The following is a 19884-nucleotide window of genomic DNA, read 5'->3' on the forward strand; positions in this document are numbered from 1 at the left end:
GAATGCGCCGCCATGTGACGGAATGCGCGCGTACGGCGCATTCCCGCAACAGGCCCGGGACGGCCGGCAATCCTGCCGGTCGTCCCGTTTGCCGGGCCTAGAAGCCCAGGCTGGCCAGCAGGTCGTCCACCTGCGACTGGTCCGACACCACGTCGGTCTTGCCTTCGGGGTTGATCTGCGGACCGTTCAGGAGCGAGGAGGGGGGCGCCTCGACGCGCCGGTCGGCCGGCACGTTGTCGATCAGCACCTGCAGCAGTTCCTGCTCCAGGGTGCGGATCATGTCCATCATCTTCTTGATCACCTGGCCGGTCAGGTCCTGGAAGTCCTGGGCCATCATGATTTCGAGCAGGTGGCTGCCGGTGGTCTTGGCCTTCTGCGGAACTTCGGTCAGAAATTCACGCGTGTCCAGCACCAGTGCGCGGGCATCGCCCAGCTCCACCGGTTGCGCGAACCACTCGTCCCAACGTTTGTCCAGCGCGGTGGCCTTGCTTTCCAGATCTTCCTGCAGCGGCTGTGCTAGTTCGACGGCGGTGAGCGTACGCTCGGCCGCCTGCTCGGTCATGGCGGCGATGTAGCTCAGGCGGTCGCGTGCATCGGGAATGGCCAGGGCGGCCTTCTCGATTTCCTTGTCGAGCCCCAGCTCCCGCATGTTGTCGCGCAGCATTCGCGTCAGGTTGCCGATGCGATGGATGATCTGCTCGGCCGATTCTTGGCTGAAAGTCGGAGTCGTCGACATGTCGCGTACCTCTTTTTATTGACCCAGCTTCTCGAAGATCTTGGTGATCTTTTCGTCGAGCGTCGCGGCGGTGAAGGGCTTGACCACGTAGCCATTGGCACCAGCTTGCGCGGCGGCAATGATGTTCTCCTTCTTGGCCTCGGCCGTCACCATCAGCACCGGCGTCTTGGCGATCTCGGGAATCGCACGGATCGACTGCAGCATGGTCAGGCCATCCATGTTCGGCATGTTCCAGTCCGACACCACGAACTGGAAGCTGCCGTCCTTGACTTTATCCAGGCCGGCGGCGCCGTCTTCGGCTTCCTCGACGTTGGTGAACCCCAGCTCCTTGAGCAGGTTGCGAATGATCCGACGCATGGTCGGGAAGTCATCGACCACGAGGATCTTGATGTTCTTGTCCACTATACGGCTCCAAAACGGTTGCGGATGACTGGGCCATCCGGTTGATGTTGCTGATCTGCCCTCTCGCGCGCGAGATCCAGGACTACACGCGCTGCGCCCGTGCGCCAAACGTGGCCAGGTGCGCCATCACGCGCTGGCTCATCTGGTTCAGGGGCACCACTTCATGCACGCCGCCGGTGGCGATAGCTTCCTTCGGCATGCCAAACACGATGCAGGACTGTTCGTCCTGCGCCAGGTTGTACGATCCGGCCTCGCGCATGCGCAGCATGCCGCGGGCGCCATCCTTGCCCATGCCGGTCAGGATCACGCCGGTCACGTTCTTGCCGCCGTGGATCGCGGCGGAATCGAACAGCACGTCCACCGACGGGCGATGCCGGTTCACCGGCGCTTCCTGCGACAGGTGCGCCACGTAGTTGGCACCGCTGCGCGCCAGCAGCAGATGGGAATCGCCCGGCGCGATGTACGCGTAGCCGGGCAGCACGCGCTCGCCGTGCTCCGCTTCCTTGACCGTGATGCGGCACAAGCCGTTCAGGCGCTGCGCGAACGACTTCGTGAAGCCGGCGGGCATGTGCTGCACGATCATGACGGCCGGCGAATCGGGCGGCAGCGGCATCAGGAATTCCTTGATGGCCTCGGTGCCACCGGTCGATGCGCCGACGATGATCAGTTTTTCGGTCGACAGCAGCGGCGCACGCAGCATCGGTGCGGCCGGGGCGCTGCCCGCGGCGGCCTCGGACCGGGCGCGCACGCGCGCACGGGATGCCGCGCGCAGCTTGTCGGCGATGGTATCGGTGTATTCGATCAGCCCCTCGCGGATGCCGAGCTTGGGCTTGGTCACGAAATCGACCGCGCCCAGTTCCAGCGCGCGCATCGTGATTTCGGACCCGCGCTCGGTCAGCGAGGACACCATCAGTACCGGCATCGGCCGCAGGCGCATCAGGCGTTCCAGAAAATCGAGCCCGTCCATCCGTGGCATTTCCACGTCCAGCGTCAGCACGTCCGGGTTCAGGCGCTTGATCATGTCACGCGCCACCAGCGGGTCGGGGGCGGTACCTACCACCTCCATGTCCGGCTGGCTGTTGATGATCTCCGTCATCAGGCTGCGAATCAGCGCGGAATCATCCACGCACAGCACCTTGATCTTCGCGGCGGTCATGTTCGTCTCTACGTCTTCAGTTTTCAGGTCGGCGACTTGGCCGATGCCTGCCGCGTAAACAAAGCCACGGCACCACGGTCAGGCGCCTTTGTGGATGTGGAAAGCACGCGTGCCAGGGCACGCTCGTCGCGCTCCACGCCAACGGTATCGTCCTGGCGGGTCAGCCGGCGCACCAGCGCCAGACCCGTGCCAGGAAAATAGCTGACGCGTCGCGCGTGCGGCCCGCGCAAGTCCTGCGCGGCCACCCGTATCTCTTCGGTGCGCAGGTACTTCAGTACGAAATCGGCATTCCGGTCCCCAATATTGAGGGTCGTCATGTTCGCCAGTACCGCGCCGCCGCCAAATACCTTGGCTTCCAGGCGCTCGCGCCGAGCGCCCATCTTCAGCAGTTCATTGATCAGCACCTCCAGCGCGTAGCAGCCGTAGCGCATCGACGCCGACAGCATGCGGTCGGGGCCGGCGTTCTCGTCGTCGGGCAGCATGAAATGGTTCATGCCGCCCACGCCGGCCACTTCGTCGCGGATGCAAGCGGCCACGCACGATCCCAGCACCGTGGTCAGCACCACGTCGTCACCGGTCACGTAGTACTCGTTGGGCAGCAGCTTGATGGCCTGCTTGCCGAACTCGCGATCGAAGTACTTTCGCGTGGCAATGGCCTCGGGCATCTGGGGGGTGCCGCGCATCATGCACCTCCGCCCTTGCCCGCCAGTTCATACACGGTCTGCCCGCGCAGCTGGAACGCGCGCGTGACATACGAGAAGTTCTCCGAATGGCCGGCAAACAGCAGGCCGTTCGGCTTGAGCAACGGTGCAAACCGCTCCAGGATGCGGCCCTGGGTCGGCTTGTCGAAATAGATCATCACGTTGCGGCAGAAGATCGCATCGAACTTGTCGCGAATACCCCAGTCGGGCGCCAGCAGGTTCAGCGGCTCAAACGAGATGGTCGATGCCAGGTCTGGCTTGACCTTGACCGAGCCTGCACGCGCGCCGGTGCCCTTCAGGAAGAAGCGCTTGAGCTGCTCCTGCTGCAGTCGGGCCACCTGCTCGGTCGTATAGACGCCGGCGCGGGCTTTGGTCAGGACCTGCGTGTCGATATCGGTGGCCAGCACGGTGCCGGCACGGTCGCCCAGCGCCTCGGCCAGCGTGATGGCGATCGAGTACGGCTCCTCGCCAGTCGACGCCGCCGCGCACCAGACGCTGTAGGGCCGGCCTATCTTCTTGGCATGCTCGGCCAGCAACGGGAAGTGATGCGCCTCACGGAAGAACGACGTGAGGTTGGTCGTCAGCGCGTTGGTGAAGTATTCCCACTCGTCAGACCGGTCGTCCGATTCAAGCAGTTCCAGGTACGTGCCGAAGTCGCTCAGCTGCAGCGAGCGCAGCCGTCGCGCCAGACGGCTGTACACCATCTCTCGCTTGTGGCTGCCCAGCGAGATGCCGGCGCGCTTGTGAATCAGCGCGCGCACCTTCTCGAAGTCGCGCTCGGTCAGCAGGAAGTCACGCATGTCGTCGCGCAAGGGCGCCAGCACCGGTGCTGCCGGGCTGGCGGCCGCGCCTGGCTTCCCGATGGCGCTGGAGGAAGAACGGAGCGGCGTCATGAGTGTATTTCGTCAGGGTTGCCGATAGTCGGCGGTACAAGCGTTTGGGGGCGATCCGGCGCGCGCTCAGGCGAGCTCGGCTTCGATCAGTTCCATCTCGGCGCTGGTCATCATGCGCTCGATGTCGATCAGGATCAGCATCCGGCCGTCCACCGAACCGAGGCCGGTCAGGTGTTCGTTGGATACCGACACGCCGAATTCCGGCGCTGCCTTGATGTCGTCACCGGTCAGCGTCAGCACGTCCGACACGCCGTCGACGACGATGCCGAGCACGCGTCCCGCCACGTTCAGGATGATCACCACGGTCTGGTGGTCATAGCGCACGTTGGCCAGGTTGAACTTGAGGCGCAGGTCCACGATCGGCACGATCACGCCGCGCAGGTTCGTCACGCCCTTGATGAAGTCTGGCGCGTTAGCGATGCGGGTTACCGTCTCGTAGCTGCGGATCTCCTGCACCTTGAGGATGTCGATACCATATTCCTCGGTGCCCAGCGTGAAGACCAGGTATTCCTGGCCAGAGGCTTCGCTGCCCTGGGTATCGATGTGTCCGATGCCGGCCATGTCTGTTCTCCTTGCTGTCGATTACAGTGCAACCGCCATGTCCTGGCGGCGCACGCCGGTGCGCTGCAGCGCGGCCACGTCCACGATCAGCGCGACGCTGCCGTCGCCCAGGATCGTCGCGGCCGAAATGCACGGCACCTTGCGGTAGTTGGTTTCCAGGTTTTTCAGTACCACCTGGTGCTGGCCAATCAGCTGGTCCACCAGCAGCGCGAAGCGCTTGCCTTCGGCGGCCAGGATTACGGCGATGCCCTGCGTGGGCTCCTGCACCGCATTGGCCACGTTGAAGACCTTGTGCAGTTCCAGCAGCGGCAGATACTCGCCACGCACGTTCATCACACGCTCGCCGTTGGCGGCCGTGTGCACATCGTCGGCCTTCGGCTGCAGCGACTCCATCACGCAGTTCAGCGGCAGGATGAACGTCTCTTCGCCGGTGCGCACCGACATGCCGTCCAGGATGGCCAGCGTCAGCGGCAGCACGATACGGGTGGTAGTACCCAGGCCCTGGCGCGAGCTGATCTCGACATGCCCGCCCATTTCCTGGATGTTCCGCTTGACCACGTCCATGCCGACACCGCGGCCCGACACGTCGGTCACCACTTCGGCGGTGGAGAAGCCCGGCGCGAAGATCAGCTGCCAGACTTCGTCGTCGGGCATGCTTTCGGATACGCCCGGCAGGTTATTCTGCAAGGCCTTGGACAGGATGCGGTCGCGGTTCAAGCCACCACCGTCGTCGCTCACTTCGATGACGATGTTGCCGCCAGCGTGTTGCGCCGACAGGATCAGCTGGCCTGTCGGCTCCTTGCCGGCCGCCACGCGTTTCTCGGGCGTTTCGATGCCGTGGTCCAGGCTGTTGCGCACCAGGTGCGTCAGCGGGTCGATGATGCGTTCGATCAAGCTCTTGTCGAGTTCGGTCGCCTTGCCGAACGTGACCAGGTCGATCTGCTTGTTCAGCTTGCTGGCCAGATCGCGCACCAGGCGCGGGAAGCGCGAGAACACGTAGTCCATCGGCATCATGCGGATCGACATCACCGCTTCCTGCAGGTCGCGCGCGTTGCGTTCGAGCTGGCCCATGCCGGAGAACAGGCGGTCGAACAGCACGGGGTCGAGCGACGACGCGGTCTGCGCCAGCATCGATTGCGTGATGACCAGTTCGCCCACCAGGTTGATGATCTGGTCAACCTTCTCAGTCGGCACACGGATCGAACCCGAATCCGGAGCATGCGCGGCAGCGGCCGCCGCAGGCTTGGCCTTCTCTTTTTCCTTGTCCTTCGCTGCCGGGGCAGCGGCGGGTGCTGCGGCGACCGGGGCCGGCGCAGCGACGGGTGCAGGCGCCGGCGCGGGCGCGGCGGCGGCCGGCGCTTCGCCGGCGGCCACCGCTTCCACGACGATCTGCTTCTCGTCGATCACGAAGCAGCAGACCGCAATGATGTCGTCGGTACCGCACGGGCTGTTCAGCCAGATGGTCAGGTCGCCGTCCGCCTCTTCCTGGCCGGTGATTTCACCCAGGTTGGCCAGTTCCTCGCGCAGCAGCGCCTGGTCCCCGGCCGATACCTTGATCAGGCGGACCTTCAGGTTGCCGCCAGCCGGTGCGGCGGCCGGTGCGGGGGCCGCCACGGGCGCGGGTGCGGGGGCCGGAACGTGGGCCGCATCGCCGCCAGCTTCCTGGGCCAGTTGCTGCAGGACGGCGCAGATACGCTTGAACGTTTCCGGATCGGGTTCGGTGCCGTTGCGATAGGCATTGAGCTGGTCTTGCAACACGTCCTTAGTTTCCAGAAAGGTGTCGATGATGACCCGCGTGAGGGCCAGTTCCCGCCGACGAGTACGGTCGAGCAGGTTCTCAAAGATGTGCGTGGTCTCGGTCAGGGCCGTGAAGCCGAACGTGGCGGCACCGCCCTTGATCGAATGCGCGGCACGAAAGATCGCGTTGAGTGCTTCGGCATCGGGGGACTCGATGTCCACCTCGAGCAGCAGCTGCTCCATTTCTACGAGCAGTTCCTCTGCCTCTTCAAAGAAGGTCTGGTAAAACTGCGTGATATCGATATCGACAGACATGATCGTCCTGGCTCGCTAGATTTCTGGGAAGACGCGCCACCCACCGCGGCGGCGCGTCCTCGTTCCTACCTGCCCGTGGGCGCGTTGGCCGGCGTTGCCGCGGGCGCCGAAGCGGCTTCCGCCTGCGACGGCACCTGCGACTGAATTTCCTCGGCCATGCGCCCCTTCTGCGCCTGCACCGATACGTCTGCCGCACTGGCGTTCTCGGCCTCGAACTGGGCTTGCGCACGCTTGTTGAGCACCACGATGCTGATGCGGCGGTTGGTCGGCGCCAGCGCGTCGTTCTTTTCCAGCGGCATGGTGTCCGCCAGGCCCAGTACGCGCAGCACCTTGCCGTCCTGCATGCCGCCGGCGATCAGTTCCTGACGCGACGCGTTGGCGCGGTCTGCCGACAGTTCCCAGTTGCTGTATGCGCGCTCGCCCATCATGTAGGTGGCCGAGTCGGTATGGCCCGACAGGCTGACCTTGTTCGGCATCTCGTTGAGCACCGGGCCGATCTCGCGCAGGATCGCTCGCATGTACGGCTCCACCGCCGCGCTGCCGGTACGGAACATCGGCCGGTTCTTCGTATCCAGGATCTGGATGCGCAGCCCCTCACTGGTGATGTCCAGCAGCAGCTGGGGGCGGAACTGGCGCAGCGTCGGATTGTTTTCGATGATCTGTTCCAGACGGCCCTTCAGCGCGCGCAGGCGCTCGCTGTCCATCTGGTCGCGGCGACGCTGGGCGTCGGACGGATCGTTGGTCAGGGCCTTCATGACCTCGCCGTCCTTGGCCATCGGGTCCTTGCCGCCGCCGGGGATGACGCTCTTCGACAGGCTGCTCTTGTCGCCACCGGCCATGGCCACCTTCAACGGCGTCTTGAAGTACTCGGCCACGCCGACGAGCGTTTTGGGGGAAGACGAACTCAGCAGCCACAGCACCAGGAACAGCGCCATCATGGCCGTCATGAAGTCGGCGTAGGCGATCTTCCAGCTGTGGTTGCCGTGCGGCTTGGCGTGCGACTTCGACTTCTTGATGACGATCGGACGCAGGTCCTGGGCGCTGCTCATGGCTGCTCTCCCGTCACGTCAGGCTTTTGACTTCACGGACGTGGTCGTCGAGCTCGAGGAACGACGGACGTACCGTGGAGTACAGCACCTTGCGGCCGAATTCCACCGCCACCAGCGGCGCATAACCGTTGAGCGATGCCAGCAGCGTGACCTTGATGCACTCGTACATCTTGATGCTCTCGGACACCTGGTGCTCGACACGCGACGCCAGCGGCGACACAAAGCCGTAGGCCAGCAGAATGCCCAGGAACGTACCGACCATGGCGTGGGCGATCAGGGCGCCCAGTTCCGCCGGCGGCAGGTCGGCCGAGGCCAGTGCATGCACCACACCCATCACCGCGGCCACGATACCGAAGGCGGGCAGGCCGTCGCCGACACGCGACAGCGCATGGGCGGGAATCTCGGCCTCGTGGCGGAACGTTTCGATTTCGTGGTCCATGAGCGCTTCGATCTCGAAGGCGTTCATGTTGCCGTTGACCATCATGCGCAGGTAGTCGGTCAGGAACTCCATCATCTTGGCGTCGGCCAGGATGCGCGGGTACTGACTGAAGACACTGCTCGATGCGGGATCGGCAATTTCCTTTTCGAGGAACAGGATGCCCTCGCGGCGTGCCTTGGACAGCAGCACGTACAGCAGCGCCATCACGTCCAGGTACAGTTCCTTCTTGTACTTGGAGCCCTGCAGCAGCGAAGGCATAGCCTTCATCGTGGCCTTGATGGCCTTGCCGCTGTTGGAGCTGATGAATGCGCCGACGGCGGCACCGCCGATGATGATGAGCTCCGCCGGTTGATAAAGCGCGCCCATATGTCCGCCGGTGAGGGCGTAACCGCCCAACACCGCCACGACTACGACGACATAGCCAATAACTACTAGCACGATCGGATCCCCGTCTGAAAAACACGCGTCAGGCACGCACTGGGCATCCGGCGCAGACGAGCGGCGTCACCGCCCGCCGTTGCCGGGACCCACCTGCCACGCGGACGTCAGGCCCGGTGAATCAGGCTTGCGTCTGCGCGGATGCGGCGTCCTTCGAGAGCTTCTTCACCTTTCCGGCGCGCGAAGGCGGGCGGCACAGGCTGCAGACAAAGTTCGCGTGCGGCTCATAAGCATGCGTCACGAACTTTCCGCCGCAACAGGTGCACGCAGAAAGCTGCAGCATGTTGCTCTCGAAAAACCGTACTAACGTCCAGGCACGGGTGAAACTTAAGACGATTTCGCCACCGAGCAGCGAAACGTGCTCGAGGTACAGACGGTAAGCGGCCACTACGGCACGAATGCCCGACGTCTCGCCTTCCTGCACCATGAACTGGAACGCGGAGAAGAACAGCGACGAATGGATATTCGGCAGCCAGGTGGTGAACCAGTCTGTGGAGAACGGGAGCATGCCCTTGGGCGGCGATGCTCCCCGGAGCTCCTTGTAGAGGCGAATCAACCGGTCGCGCGAGAGCGTGGTCTCGGCTTCAAGCACTTGCAGGCGCGCACCCAGGCCGATCAGCTCGATGGCGAGCTGGGTCTGGTTGGCGTCCTGCAGGACGCTCTTGCGGTTGGGTACGGGAGCAGCCGTGAAACTGCGGGCCGACTGGGCCTGGAGGAGCGCGGTCAATTGAGCGACTCCACAGGTTGCCGGGCCAGCAGGATAGCAGCGTGGATCTGCTGCATATCATGGCTCTTGGCCGTATGGGTAAGGGTGGACAGCAATGCGTGATCGTCGAAGCGGAAACGGCACAGCACCATGTTCGATGCGGCCAGCTTGACGAGTTGCGCCGAGGTCAGTTTGGCAAGAATCTCAGCAATTTCCTTGCTGACACCAAGCCTGAACATGGCTTCCACCTGGTTTTCGCGCACCAGTCGTTGCGCAAGCAGAAGATAGGCGAGATTGACCTCCCTAATCTCCTGGAGAACTTCACTGCTTTCCAATTTTTCCCCGCTACCAAAAAACCCCTCGACCGCTTGTCCGGCGCTTACCTGCAAGGAAACCTTGCCGGCGACCAGATCGTTTGTTGCGTGTTCGAGTGGGTACGACGTACTACGAAAGGAACTTCGCCCGGTTACACCCTAACTCTGAAACGTTACAGATGTTACAGAGTGTAAGTGAAACTGTTACGTTTATATCGGCATTCCGCCCACAATGCCAATCCCTACTTACGTTGGGGATTGGGTAATGTCGTAAGGAAAAGACATGACCCCTGAAGTTTGTAACAGCCACTATGACTGTCTTCTGATTTTCATCAAAGGTGTAACAGTTTGCGTACTGAACGGAAACGGGTTTCAGACGGTGGACACGCATCTCACGAAAGGGGGGTGCTGGTTACCACTATTGACGAACGAGCGCACCTTGGCTAAACACGCGACGCAACCACGCCGCCAGCCGTGCAAACACGTCGTCGGGTGCTTCACGGAACAGGTGCGGACGCGCGCGCTCCACCTGCTCAAGGACGCGAGCGGCTTCCTCCGCGCTCACCGACCGGTATTCCAGGGCCAGCCCCAGCAGGGCACGCAGTTCGCCCACCTTGCTGCGGCCCAATGCCTCGCTCTCCTCGGTCTGCAACGCGTACATGACGTCGTAGGCGCGCTGGCGCAGGCTGTCTGAAATGCGCCACGCCGGCGTGCGCATGCGTTCCTCGATGGTGCGTACGTCGACGGCGGAAGCCGATATCTGCGCCGCCAGCGCCTCGGTGAACGCGGCATCGGCGCCGGCCTCGGCCAGGATGTTCGCCGCCCACTCCCGCGCGTGTTCCACGCGCTGCTGGGACGTCCATTCCGGCTGCACGGCCAGGGCAAACCCGAAGCGTTGCGCATCGCGCATCAGCGCCGCCAGCGCGTTCGGCAACTGCTTGTCGAAGACCTTCCTGGCCCAGCCGTACTCGCCGCTGGCCAGCAGGCGCATGACGGCACGCTCGGTCAGCGGGCCATCCTGCTGCATCAGCCGCGCACGCATGAAATCGTCGAAGGCTGGCGGAATGAATTGCGGGTCGAGACCGGTGGAAACTTTTACAAACGCATCGAAATCTGCGCGCAGCCGCGCTGCGGCTTCGGCCGACAGGGACAGACTGAATTCGGTATGCATGATGTTCTGCAGACGAGTGAACGCCCCGGCGCAACATTTACAACGCTGTGCCGGGGCGCTGCCGTCCTTTTCAGACGACGATTATGTGGCCGTCGGATGTAGGGCCGATGACGCTCAGAAGGCGCTCCAGTCGCCGTTATCGGATGCCGGGCTGGCCGACGCAGTCGCCGTCAGCGCAGGGCGCTTCTTCTGTGTATCGGCATCCTCGTCGGCAACTTCAGCCACGGCCGGCGCGGCAGCCACCAGCGCGGTGCCGGCCTTGACCGGCTTGCCCCGCTTGCCGCCCTTGGCCACACGGCTCACCGGGGCTTTGGCGGCGGGCTTGACCACCGAACGCACGACGGGCGCCGCCGGAGCAGCGAGCATCGGCGCCGAAGCCATCGATGCATCGTTGTCCGACAGGCGGAAGCCCGACACCGAATCCATCAGGCGCGATGCCTGGTCCTGCAGCGAACCCGCTGCCGCCGCTGCCTGCTCCACCAGTGCCGCGTTCTGCTGCGTCACTTCGTCCATCTGCGCCACGGCCTGATTTACCTGTTCGATGCCCGAGCTCTGCTCGGCCGACGCCGCGCTGATCTCGCCCATGATGTCGGTCACGCGCTTCACGGCCTGCACGATCTCGTCCATCGTCGTGCCGGCCTGGCTCACCAGCGCCGCGCCGGTATCCACCTGCGCCACCGAGTTGTCGATCAGCGTCTTGATTTCCTTGGCGGCGTTGGCGCTGCGTTGTGCCAGGCTGCGCACCTCGCCGGCCACCACGGCAAAGCCACGGCCCTGTTCGCCGGCACGTGCGGCTTCCACAGCGGCATTCAGTGCCAAGATGTTGGTCTGGAAGGCGATGCCCTCGATCACGCCGATGATGTCGACAATCTTGCGCGAGGCATCGTTGATCTCGCCCATAGTGTCCACCACGCGGCCCACCACCTCGCCACCGCGCACAGCCGTGTCCGACGCATTGGCAGCCAGGCCGCTGGCCTGACGGGCGTTGTCGGCGTTCTGGCGCACGGTGCTGGTCAGCTCTTCCATGCTCGAAGCCGTTTCCTCCAGCGAGGCGGCCTGCTGTTCGGTGCGTTGCGACAGGTCATTGTTGCCGGCAGCAATCTCGCGCGAGGCCGTGCCGATCGATTCGGCCGAGTCCTTGAAGTCGCGGACCATCGACGACAGCTGCTGCTGCATCTGGCCGATCGCGTGCAGCAGGCTGTGGTCGTCGCCACGGCGCAGCTCCACCTTGGCCGAGAAGTCGCCATCGGCAATCTGTGCGGCGATCGACGCTGCATAGCCCGGTTCGCCACCCAGCTGGCGCGACAGCTGGCGAGCCAGGAACATGCCCAGCAGCACCGAGATCACCACGCCACCCAGCACCAGCACCAGCATCAGCACGCGCGAGCTGTTGTAGACGTTGGTCGACTCTTCCATGTTCGACTTGGCGCGGTCGTCGCGGCGCTTGACCATCTTGAACAGCACGTCTTCCAGCGCGCGGCTTTCCTTGAGCAGGTCAGCGCTTTCCGTGAAGACCGTGCTCTCGAACTGCGACGTGTCCAGCGGCTGCTTGCTCACCAGTTCCACGTACTTGGTCATGCGGTCGCGGAACGGCGGTACCAGCGTTTCATACTGCTTGAACAGCGCCTGGCCTTCCGGCTGGCTGAACGAGTCCTTTGCAGTTTTTACGCGTGCTTCCATCGTCGTCAGCGACTTCTGGATCTCTTCCTTCTCGGTCGCGCGTTCGCCCATGGTCGATGCCGACAGCAACGCGATCTGGGCGCGGCTGGCGTAGACCAGGTTGATGTTGCCGTCCTGCACGGCCTTCAGCGCCTGCAGGTCGGTGTTGTAGATCTTGCCGGTCCAGTCCGCCATGCGCCCCATGTTGACCACGCCCAGCAGGCCGATGACGGCGCCGATCACCGATACCACCAGGAAGCCCGCGATCAGCCTGGTCGTAACGCGTAGTTGATTGAACCACTGCATAGAACTACCCCCTTCTTCTGTCAGAAATGACCGGGATGGACAATGCCACCCGGGTTGTTGTCGCGGCCGCCTGCGTGGGCGGCTGCTCTACCCCGTTCCTGATGCCGCGTGTTTTGGCGCGGCCCTTTATGAAATGGCCCTTGCCCCAAAGGGCGCGGGCCTGCTCCCCACTTCAGCCAGCCGCCTCCGCCATCGTCTCCATCTGGCGCTGGCGCGCGGGCCGGACTTCGGCCTGCGTGCTCACGCGGAATGTGGAGATCGACTCGCGCAGGCGGTCGGCCTGCTCTTCCAGTGCGCCGGCCGCGGCAGCGGCCTGCTCCACCAATGCTGCGTTCTGTTGCGTGCCTTCATCCATCTGCGCCACGGCCTCGTTGACCTGCTCGATGCCCGCGCTTTGCTCGGCCGATGCCGAGCTGATGTCGCCCATGATGTCGGTCACGCGCTTCACGGCCTGCACGATCTCGTCCATCGTGGCGCCGGCGTCGCCCACCTGCGCCGCGCCGTTTTCCACGCGCGACACGGTGTTGCCAATCAGGCCCTTGATTTCCTTGGCGGCGTTGGCGCTGCGCTGCGCCAGGCTGCGCACCTCGCCTGCCACCACTGCAAAGCCGCGGCCCTGCTCGCCGGCACGGGCAGCTTCCACGGCAGCGTTCAGTGCCAGGATGTTGGTCTGGAAGGCGATGCCCTCAATCACGCCGATGATGTCGACGATCTTGCGCGATGCCTCGTTGATTTCCTGCATGGTCTGCACCACGCGTCCCACGGCTTCGCCGCCGCGCACGGCCGTCTCCGACGCGTTGGCGGCCAGCCCGCTGGCCTGGCGCGCGTTGTCGGCGTTCTGACGTACCGTGCCAGTCAGTTGCTCCATGCTCGACGCGGTTTCCTCCAGCGAGGCCGCCTGCTGTTCGGTACGCTGCGACAGGTCGTTGTTGCCGGCGGCTACCTGGTGCGTGGCCGTCGAGATGCTGGCCATGCCTTCCTGGATGTCATGCACCACCGACAACAGGCTGCGCTGCATCGTGCGCATGGCGCGCGCCAGCGCACCCACCTCGTCGCCGGCCTTGTGCTCGAATGTGGTGGTCAGGTCGCCGGCGCCCATGCGCAGCGCGAAATCGAGCATCTCGCCCACGGGCTTTTCCACGCGCGACACCAGCATGGCGCCCGAAGCCATCGACGAAATCACGGCCAGCGCGAATGCCCCCCACAGCCACGGCCACAACTGGGCGGCGGCTTCGGCGGACATCCAGTGCACGCCGACCAGCGCCACCAGGAACCATACGAGCCCGGCCATCTGGGCCCAGAGAATGCGGCGACGCAGGTTCATGCGGGTCAGCCGGCCGACGAAGCCGGCCACGCCGGTCCGGACCACCGCCCCGTCGCGAATCGCCAGCCCGGCGGCGCGATGCTCGCGAAAGCGCTTGTAGGCGGCCTCGGCGGCTTCAATCTGCTCGCGTGAAGCCATCGACCGCACCGACGTATAGCCGATGATGCGGCCCGCCACGCGCGTCGGCGTGACGGTGGCCTGCACCCAGTAGTGATCGCCGTCCTTACGGCGGTTCTTGACGATGCCCACCCACGACTTGCCGGCCTGGATCGACGTCCACAGGTCGGCAAACGCTTCGGGCGGCATGTCCGGATGGCGCACCAGGTTGTGCGCCGCGCCCAGCAGCTCTGCCGTCGAGAAGCCGCTGGTCTCCACGAACGCCCGGTTCGCGAACGTGATGCGACCCTTGAGGTCGGTTCGGGAAATCAGGTAGTCGTCCGGCGAGAGCGGATGCTCACGCTGCGTGACAGGCTGGTTGTTGCGCATGGGTGTTTGAACTGCGTTGAAGGCTCCGGCGTCGGGGCCCCCGCATTCTCGCGGGCGCCACGGGCCGCTTGTTACGGGATGGATCAGGCGGTGCCGGCGGCGGCGTCGAGCGCCGCAAGATCGTCGACGTTCATCAGCTTCTCGATATCGGCCAGGATCAGCATGCGGCCCTCGAGCGAGCCAAGCCCGCGGATGTAGTCGGTGGCCACGCCGCCGGACAGCGCCGGCGCCGGCTTGATCTGCGCCGGGGTCAACGTGAGCACATCGGATACGCCGTCAACCACGATGCCCGTGGTGCGTTCATGGATATCAACGATGATCACCACGGTGTACTGGTCGTAGCTGATCTCGGCCTGGTTGAACTTGATGCGCAGGTCTATGATCGGGACGATGGTGCCGCGCAGGTTGACCACGCCCTTCAGGTAGTCGGGCGCGTTGGCGATCTGCGTGACCGATTCGTAGCCACGGATTTCCTGGACCTTGAGGATGTCGATGCCGTATTCCTCGCGGCCCAGCCGGAAGGCTAGGAATTCTTCTCCCGCGCCGTCCGCGCGGTTGTTGCTGGTATTCATGTTGCCCCCGCTGGCAAGGTTGGTCGTGGCCGGGGTAGCGTGCCCCTGGCTGCTGGCGACCCGAGGTGATCAGCCGGCCTGCGGCCCAATGGACCAAGCCGGACCACCTGCTATGGCCCTCCAGTATTTACGGCACGATGCGGGGTGAATTAAGGACGACTTGGCGCCCGGCTTACCCCTCCGTGGGAGGGTCCAGTAGCGCGTGGACGGAAGCCAGCAGGTCTTCCGGATCGAAGGGCTTGGCCAGGAAACCCGAGGCGCCAGCCTCGCGGGCCTGCTCCAGGATGCGGTCGTCGTGCTCGGTCGAGAGCATCAGGATCGGAATCGACTCATAGGCCGGCGTGGCGCGCAGGGCGCGGATCAGCGACAGGCCGTCCATGACGGGCATCACCTGGTCGGTGACCAGCATGCCGAATTGTCCCTCCAAGGCCACCTCGTGCGCCTCCTTGCCGTCGGCCGCCTCCGTCACCGTGAATCCGCCCGCACGCAGGCAGGCGCCGGTCATGCGGCGCAGGGATGGCGAATCGTCGACGACGAGGATGTGCGGAAGGGACATCGGGGACTCCGTGTGGGTTGGTCCGCCAGTGGCAAGTCAGCGCGGCCGGCGACGGACAGGCCAGCTGGCCAGGGCGTGCGAAATCCGGCATGCGCCACTGCCCTGTCACCTTCATAACGACGCGCCAGGCGCACGCTTTAGCGTTGTTGACGAATTTTCACGTTTCGCCCGGCCGCTCAGCCGCGCAGCGGCTGGGCACCATGCAATTGTTCGGCAAAGGCCGGGGCATCGAGCGGCACTGCCATCAGGTAGCCCTGCACCTCGTCGCAGCCCATACCGTGCAGGATGTCCAGCTGCGAGGCCGACTCCACGCCCTCGGCCACCACCTTCATGCGCAGTTCGTGCGCCAGTGCCACCATCGACCCCACGATCGCCCGGCCCTGCGGATCGGCGTCCAGCCCGCCAATCAGCGTGCGGTCGATCTTCAACGTGCCCACGCGCAGCCGCTTCAGGTAGCCCAGGCTGGAATAGCCGCTGCCGAAATCGTCCAGCGCCACGTGGATGCCCAGCGACTGCAGCTCGGCCAGCGTCTCCATCGACTTGCCGATGTCCTTCATGGCCGCCGTCTCGGTAATTTCGAGCGTGATGGCCGAGGGCGGAATGTCGTGCTGGTGAATCTGTTCGAGCAGGTATTGCGGGAAGTTGCGGCTGGCAAAGCGCAGCCCCGATACGTTGATGGCCACCGGCACCGTCGGCAGCCCGGCGTCCTGCCACGCGCGCACCTGGGCGCAGACCGTGGCGATGACCCAGTCGTCGAGCTTGTCAATCTGGCCCGACTGCTCGGCCACCATGATGAATTCGGCCGGATTGACCGGGCCCAGCGTTGGATGCCGCCAGCGGCACAGCGCCTCGGCCCCTACTACGCCGCGCGACTTCACGTCGTACTTCGGCTGGTACATCAGCGACAACGCGTCGTCCTGGATGGCCGGCCAGAGATCGCGGCGGATGACGCGCATGCGGCGCGCCCGTTCGCCGGCGGCGGAATTGAACACGCGCATCTGGTTCGAGCCGCTTTCGCGCGCTTCCGTCAGGCTGACGCGCGCCGCCTGCATCAGCGATTCCGAAGTGGCCGCGTCGCGCGGATAGATGGCAATGCCGATGTTCACGCCGATCTGCATCTGCAGCCCGCGCGCCGCCACGAATTCGGACAGCGATCCAAGCACGCGCGCACCCAGATCGTGCGCCCGGTTGTGCTGCACCAGTTCCGGCACCCCTACCGCGAATTCATCGCGCGCCAGCCGTGCCAGGAAGTGGTGCGGTTCCAGCGCGGCCTGGGCCAGCGCGCCCGCATCCTGCGCCAGGATGTCGTCGGCGCGTACCTCGAAGACTTCGTCGACCTCGCGGAAATCGGCAATATGGATCAGCAGCACGGCGCAGGCGGTTTCCGACAACCGGGCATGCGCGATGGTCTGGTCGAGCCAGCGCGCAAAGGCGGTGCGATCGGGAAGATCCTCGTTGCTCACGCTGTACTCGCCAACGGGCGGCTGGTCGCGGCCCGACGCCCGCACGGTCAGCCCGGCCAGGCGACCGTGGCCACGCCGCACCAGACGCGGCTCGCCGGCACGCCCGGCGGCCGGGAATTCGTCAGAAACGCCGGACACATCGTCGGCCAGCGCCCCCTCGGCATACACCCCCGCCCACTTGCGCGACTGGATGCGATGCATCGCATAGAGCGCAGAGCACAGCAGCATCAGCCCACCGGCCAGCCACGCCGACCCGTGCAGGCCAGCCACGTCTAGGCAGTCGCGCGGCGACATCGACAGGCCGCCGCACGCCCCGCCCAGCCGCGCGCCGGCCACCGCCACCAGGCCCGCGCCGGCCAGCATGGCCGTGACGATGGCAACCTGCCAGCCACGCCCGCCCTGGCGCATCCAGTGCCAGGCGGGGGCGATCAGGTGCGATGCGGCCAGGCTTGCCGCCAGCGTCGCGGCGAAGGTTGCCGCCACGTCGGCGCCGCGATTGGCCGCCGTCAGCGTGCCCGAAGCCACCGCCACCCAGAGCGGCATGCCGGTGGTGAACTGCGACAGCAGCGCGGCCGACCACGCCAGCGATCGGACAGCCGTGCGCCCCGGCTCGCCTTCCGGCTTGGCAGCGCGCAGGCCTCGCGCGGCAACAACGCCGAGCGCGGCTGCAAGCAGCAACAGGAGGGTATTCGTGGCAATCATTGGGGCTGCGCGAAGGGAAACGGCAAAGGCGCGGGGAACACCGGAATGCGGGGCAGACAAAACCCCACATCATGGCATCTTGCGCGCTCCGTGTGAACCTTGTGGCACTCAGTCCTGTTTATGTCGACCTCGAAATAATCAGAAGGCCGCCCAGTTGTCGTCCGAATTCGATGCGCCAGCCGGCTGGTGCAGCGCGGGGCGCAGCAGCTTAGGCTCGCGCGTCTTGCGCACGACCGGAGGACGCTTGGCGGCCGGACGCACCGGCGCACGTTCCTGCGTACGGACAACGGCGGCGGGCCTGGGCGCGGCAGCCTTGGCAGTCACGGGTTGGGCCGGCGCCAGTGCATGCACGGGCCGGACCGGCGCTGCCAGCTGGCGCGGCGCACCGGCGTCGGACGCCAGCGAGAACACCGACACCACGCTCTTGAGCTTCTGCGCCTGTTCTTCCAGCGCACCGGCGGCGGCAGCGGCCTCTTCCACCAATGCCGCGTTCTGCTGGGTGACCTGGTCCATCTGCGCCACGGCCTGATTGACCTGCTCGATGCCGGTGGTCTGCTCCTGCGACGCCGCGCTGATCTCGTTCATGATGTCCGTCACACGACGCACGGCCTGCACGATCTCACCCATGGTGTTGCCGGCTTCGGCCACCAGCTTCGTACCGCTTTCCACACGCTGGCCAGATTCGCTGATCAGCGATTCGATTTCCTTGGCGGCGTTGGCGCTGCGCTGCGCCAGGCTGCGCACCTCGCCGGCCACCACGGCAAAGCCGCGGCCCTGCTCGCCAGCACGCGCGGCTTCCACAGCCGCATTCAGCGCCAGGATGTTGGTCTGGAAGGCGATGCCCTCGATCACGCCAATGATCTCGACCACCTTGCGCGACGCGCCGTTGATCTCGTTCATGGTGTCCACCACGCGGCCCACGACATCGCCACCCTTCATGGCGATCTGCGATGCCTCGCCGGCCAGCACGCCAGCCTGGCGGGCGTTGTCGGCGTTCTGGCGCACCACGGTGGTCAGTTCTTCCATGCTGGCGGCAGTCTGCTCCAGCGATGCGGCCTGCTCTTCGGTACGCTGCGACAGGTCGGTATTGCCGGCCGAGATCTGCTGGGTGGCCGAGGCGATCGAATCGGTGCCGCCGCGCACTTCGGACACGATGCCCGACAGGCTGTCCTGCATCTTGGCCAGGGCCTGCATCATGCGGCCAACCTCGTTCTTCGACATGCTGTTGATGCGCGACGTCAGGTCGCCAGCGGCCATGCGCTCGAACACGGACAGCGCTTCTTCCACCGGGCGCACGATGGCACGGTGCAACATCATCGCCGCCACCACGGCAATGGCAAGGCCGAAGGCGATCAGCAGGATCGACATGGTGCGGATCGTGGCAAAGCGATCCTGGGCGGCCTCGAAGTTGGCCTTGCCCGCTTCCATCTGGAACTTCTCGAGCTTCTCGTGCGCGGCGGCCATGCTGCGTTGCAGGTCGGGCATCACGTCGCGCGCCATGCGCAGCGATTCCTCGCGGTTGCCCGAGGTCAGCGCCTGCTGCCACTTGGCCACGCCCGCGTCGAAGAACTCCTGGCGCTTGGCGGCCAGGGCGCTGGCGAGCGCCTTTTCCTCATCGTTCTGCGGCAGCGCCATGTAACGCTTCCAGCCCTTGTCCGACGACTCGACGAAAATCTTCGAGCGTTCGACGTGCTTGTTCATGTCGTCGCCCTCGCTGCCGGGCATGACCGTGCGGTCCAGCGCCAGACGCAGGCGCGTGGTGCCGAGCATCGCTTCGGCCAGCGCCTGGGATGAAGCCATCTGGTTGGCGTAAGTCTCCTTCAGCGCATCATTGGACTGGGAAATGCCCTGCAATCCCGCCCCGCCCACAACCAGCAGGATGGCCCCCAATGCGGCCATGGCTCCCCGCAAGAGGGTCTTGATCTGAATATTCTGATGAAAGGACATGATGTGCTGATCATTAGGAGATAACCCGAAGCCACTCCCTTGCTTCGGTCCGGCAGACCGACACCCCGTGCGGTCTGCTCAGGACTCCATAACGGCCGGCGCACAACCTTCCTTGAGTTGCAGACCAAATGGATTTCAGGTATGGCGACTGATGCACTTTGAATGACCTGAATATGCGCTGCCTGCGCCGCGACCAGTGCGTTTCCCATGGCGCAAATGAATATGCCGACGGGCTGAATTCAGCGTTCGCT

General features: G+C 64.9%; 18 protein-coding genes. All 18 read right to left on the reverse strand.

Annotated elements, in window-relative coordinates:
* Window positions 1–97: 97 nt before the first annotated feature.
* Window positions 98–736: a protein phosphatase CheZ gene (gene cheZ / locus CYJ10_RS10715; protein WP_101681451.1), complete on the reverse strand. Its 639-nt coding sequence runs from the start codon at window positions 734–736 to the stop codon at window positions 98–100.
* 15 nt (window positions 737–751) lie between these two features.
* Window positions 752–1138, reverse strand: coding sequence for a chemotaxis response regulator CheY (gene cheY, locus CYJ10_RS10720; RefSeq protein ID WP_092140832.1), 387 nt, complete (start codon window positions 1136–1138; stop codon window positions 752–754).
* A gap of 82 nt (window positions 1139–1220) precedes the next feature.
* Entirely contained in the window at window positions 1221–2294 is a 1074-nt protein-coding gene (locus CYJ10_RS10725) for a protein-glutamate methylesterase/protein-glutamine glutaminase (RefSeq protein ID WP_092598853.1), read from the reverse strand.
* A gap of 23 nt (window positions 2295–2317) precedes the next feature.
* Window positions 2318–2980 (reverse strand): chemoreceptor glutamine deamidase CheD, encoded by a 663-nt coding sequence (gene cheD / locus CYJ10_RS10730; RefSeq protein WP_374703251.1) that lies wholly within the window; start codon window positions 2978–2980, stop codon window positions 2318–2320.
* Window positions 2977–3888, reverse strand: coding sequence for a CheR family methyltransferase (locus CYJ10_RS10735; protein ID WP_101681453.1), 912 nt, complete (start codon window positions 3886–3888; stop codon window positions 2977–2979). The genes cheD and CYJ10_RS10735 overlap by 4 nt, the downstream gene beginning before the upstream one ends.
* A gap of 66 nt (window positions 3889–3954) precedes the next feature.
* Window positions 3955–4449: a chemotaxis protein CheW gene (locus CYJ10_RS10740; protein ID WP_101681454.1), complete on the reverse strand. Its 495-nt coding sequence runs from the start codon at window positions 4447–4449 to the stop codon at window positions 3955–3957.
* Window positions 4450–4470: 21 nt separating this feature from the next.
* The gene (gene cheA, locus CYJ10_RS10745; RefSeq protein ID WP_101681455.1) at window positions 4471–6501 is read right to left on the reverse strand and encodes a chemotaxis protein CheA; all 2031 of its coding nucleotides are present in this window, start codon (window positions 6499–6501) and stop codon (window positions 4471–4473) included.
* A 65-nt stretch (window positions 6502–6566) separates the two neighbouring features.
* Window positions 6567–7550 carry a flagellar motor protein MotB gene (motB, locus tag CYJ10_RS10750; protein WP_101681456.1) on the reverse strand — a complete coding sequence of 328 codons (984 nt, stop codon included), beginning with the start codon at window positions 7548–7550 and terminating at the stop codon, window positions 6567–6569.
* Between the two features lie 13 nt (window positions 7551–7563).
* A complete protein-coding gene (gene motA, locus CYJ10_RS10755; protein WP_049815961.1) occupies window positions 7564–8427 on the reverse strand; it encodes a flagellar motor stator protein MotA in 864 nt (287 codons plus the stop codon).
* Between the two features lie 121 nt (window positions 8428–8548).
* On the reverse strand, window positions 8549–9154 hold the full coding sequence (flhC, locus tag CYJ10_RS10760) for a flagellar transcriptional regulator FlhC (RefSeq protein WP_101681457.1): 606 nt from the start codon (window positions 9152–9154) through the stop codon (window positions 8549–8551).
* Window positions 9151–9468 carry a flagellar transcriptional regulator FlhD gene (flhD, locus tag CYJ10_RS10765; RefSeq protein WP_008647543.1) on the reverse strand — a complete coding sequence of 106 codons (318 nt, stop codon included), beginning with the start codon at window positions 9466–9468 and terminating at the stop codon, window positions 9151–9153. Before flhD ends, flhC begins: the two co-directional genes overlap by 4 nt.
* Before the next feature lie 397 nt (window positions 9469–9865).
* Entirely contained in the window at window positions 9866–10618 is a 753-nt protein-coding gene (locus CYJ10_RS10770) for a DUF4088 family protein (RefSeq protein WP_101681458.1), read from the reverse strand.
* Window positions 10619–10732: 114 nt separating this feature from the next.
* Window positions 10733–12583: a methyl-accepting chemotaxis protein gene (locus CYJ10_RS10775; protein WP_101681459.1), complete on the reverse strand. Its 1851-nt coding sequence runs from the start codon at window positions 12581–12583 to the stop codon at window positions 10733–10735.
* 172 nt (window positions 12584–12755) lie between these two features.
* On the reverse strand, window positions 12756–14393 hold the full coding sequence (locus CYJ10_RS10780) for a methyl-accepting chemotaxis protein (RefSeq protein ID WP_101681460.1): 1638 nt from the start codon (window positions 14391–14393) through the stop codon (window positions 12756–12758).
* An 83-nt stretch (window positions 14394–14476) separates the two neighbouring features.
* A complete protein-coding gene (locus CYJ10_RS10785; protein WP_101681461.1) occupies window positions 14477–14965 on the reverse strand; it encodes a chemotaxis protein CheW in 489 nt (162 codons plus the stop codon).
* A gap of 172 nt (window positions 14966–15137) precedes the next feature.
* On the reverse strand, window positions 15138–15521 hold the full coding sequence (locus CYJ10_RS10790) for a response regulator (RefSeq protein ID WP_101681462.1): 384 nt from the start codon (window positions 15519–15521) through the stop codon (window positions 15138–15140).
* A 176-nt stretch (window positions 15522–15697) separates the two neighbouring features.
* Window positions 15698–17686 carry a putative bifunctional diguanylate cyclase/phosphodiesterase gene (locus CYJ10_RS10795; RefSeq protein ID WP_101681463.1) on the reverse strand — a complete coding sequence of 663 codons (1989 nt, stop codon included), beginning with the start codon at window positions 17684–17686 and terminating at the stop codon, window positions 15698–15700.
* A gap of 138 nt (window positions 17687–17824) precedes the next feature.
* A complete protein-coding gene (locus tag CYJ10_RS10800) occupies window positions 17825–19633 on the reverse strand; it encodes a methyl-accepting chemotaxis protein (RefSeq protein ID WP_101681464.1) in 1809 nt (602 codons plus the stop codon).
* Window positions 19634–19884: the final 251 nt, after the last annotated feature.

Source organism: Cupriavidus pauculus, from assembly GCF_002858765.1.
Classification (GTDB): Bacteria; Pseudomonadota; Gammaproteobacteria; order Burkholderiales; family Burkholderiaceae; genus Cupriavidus; species Cupriavidus pauculus_B.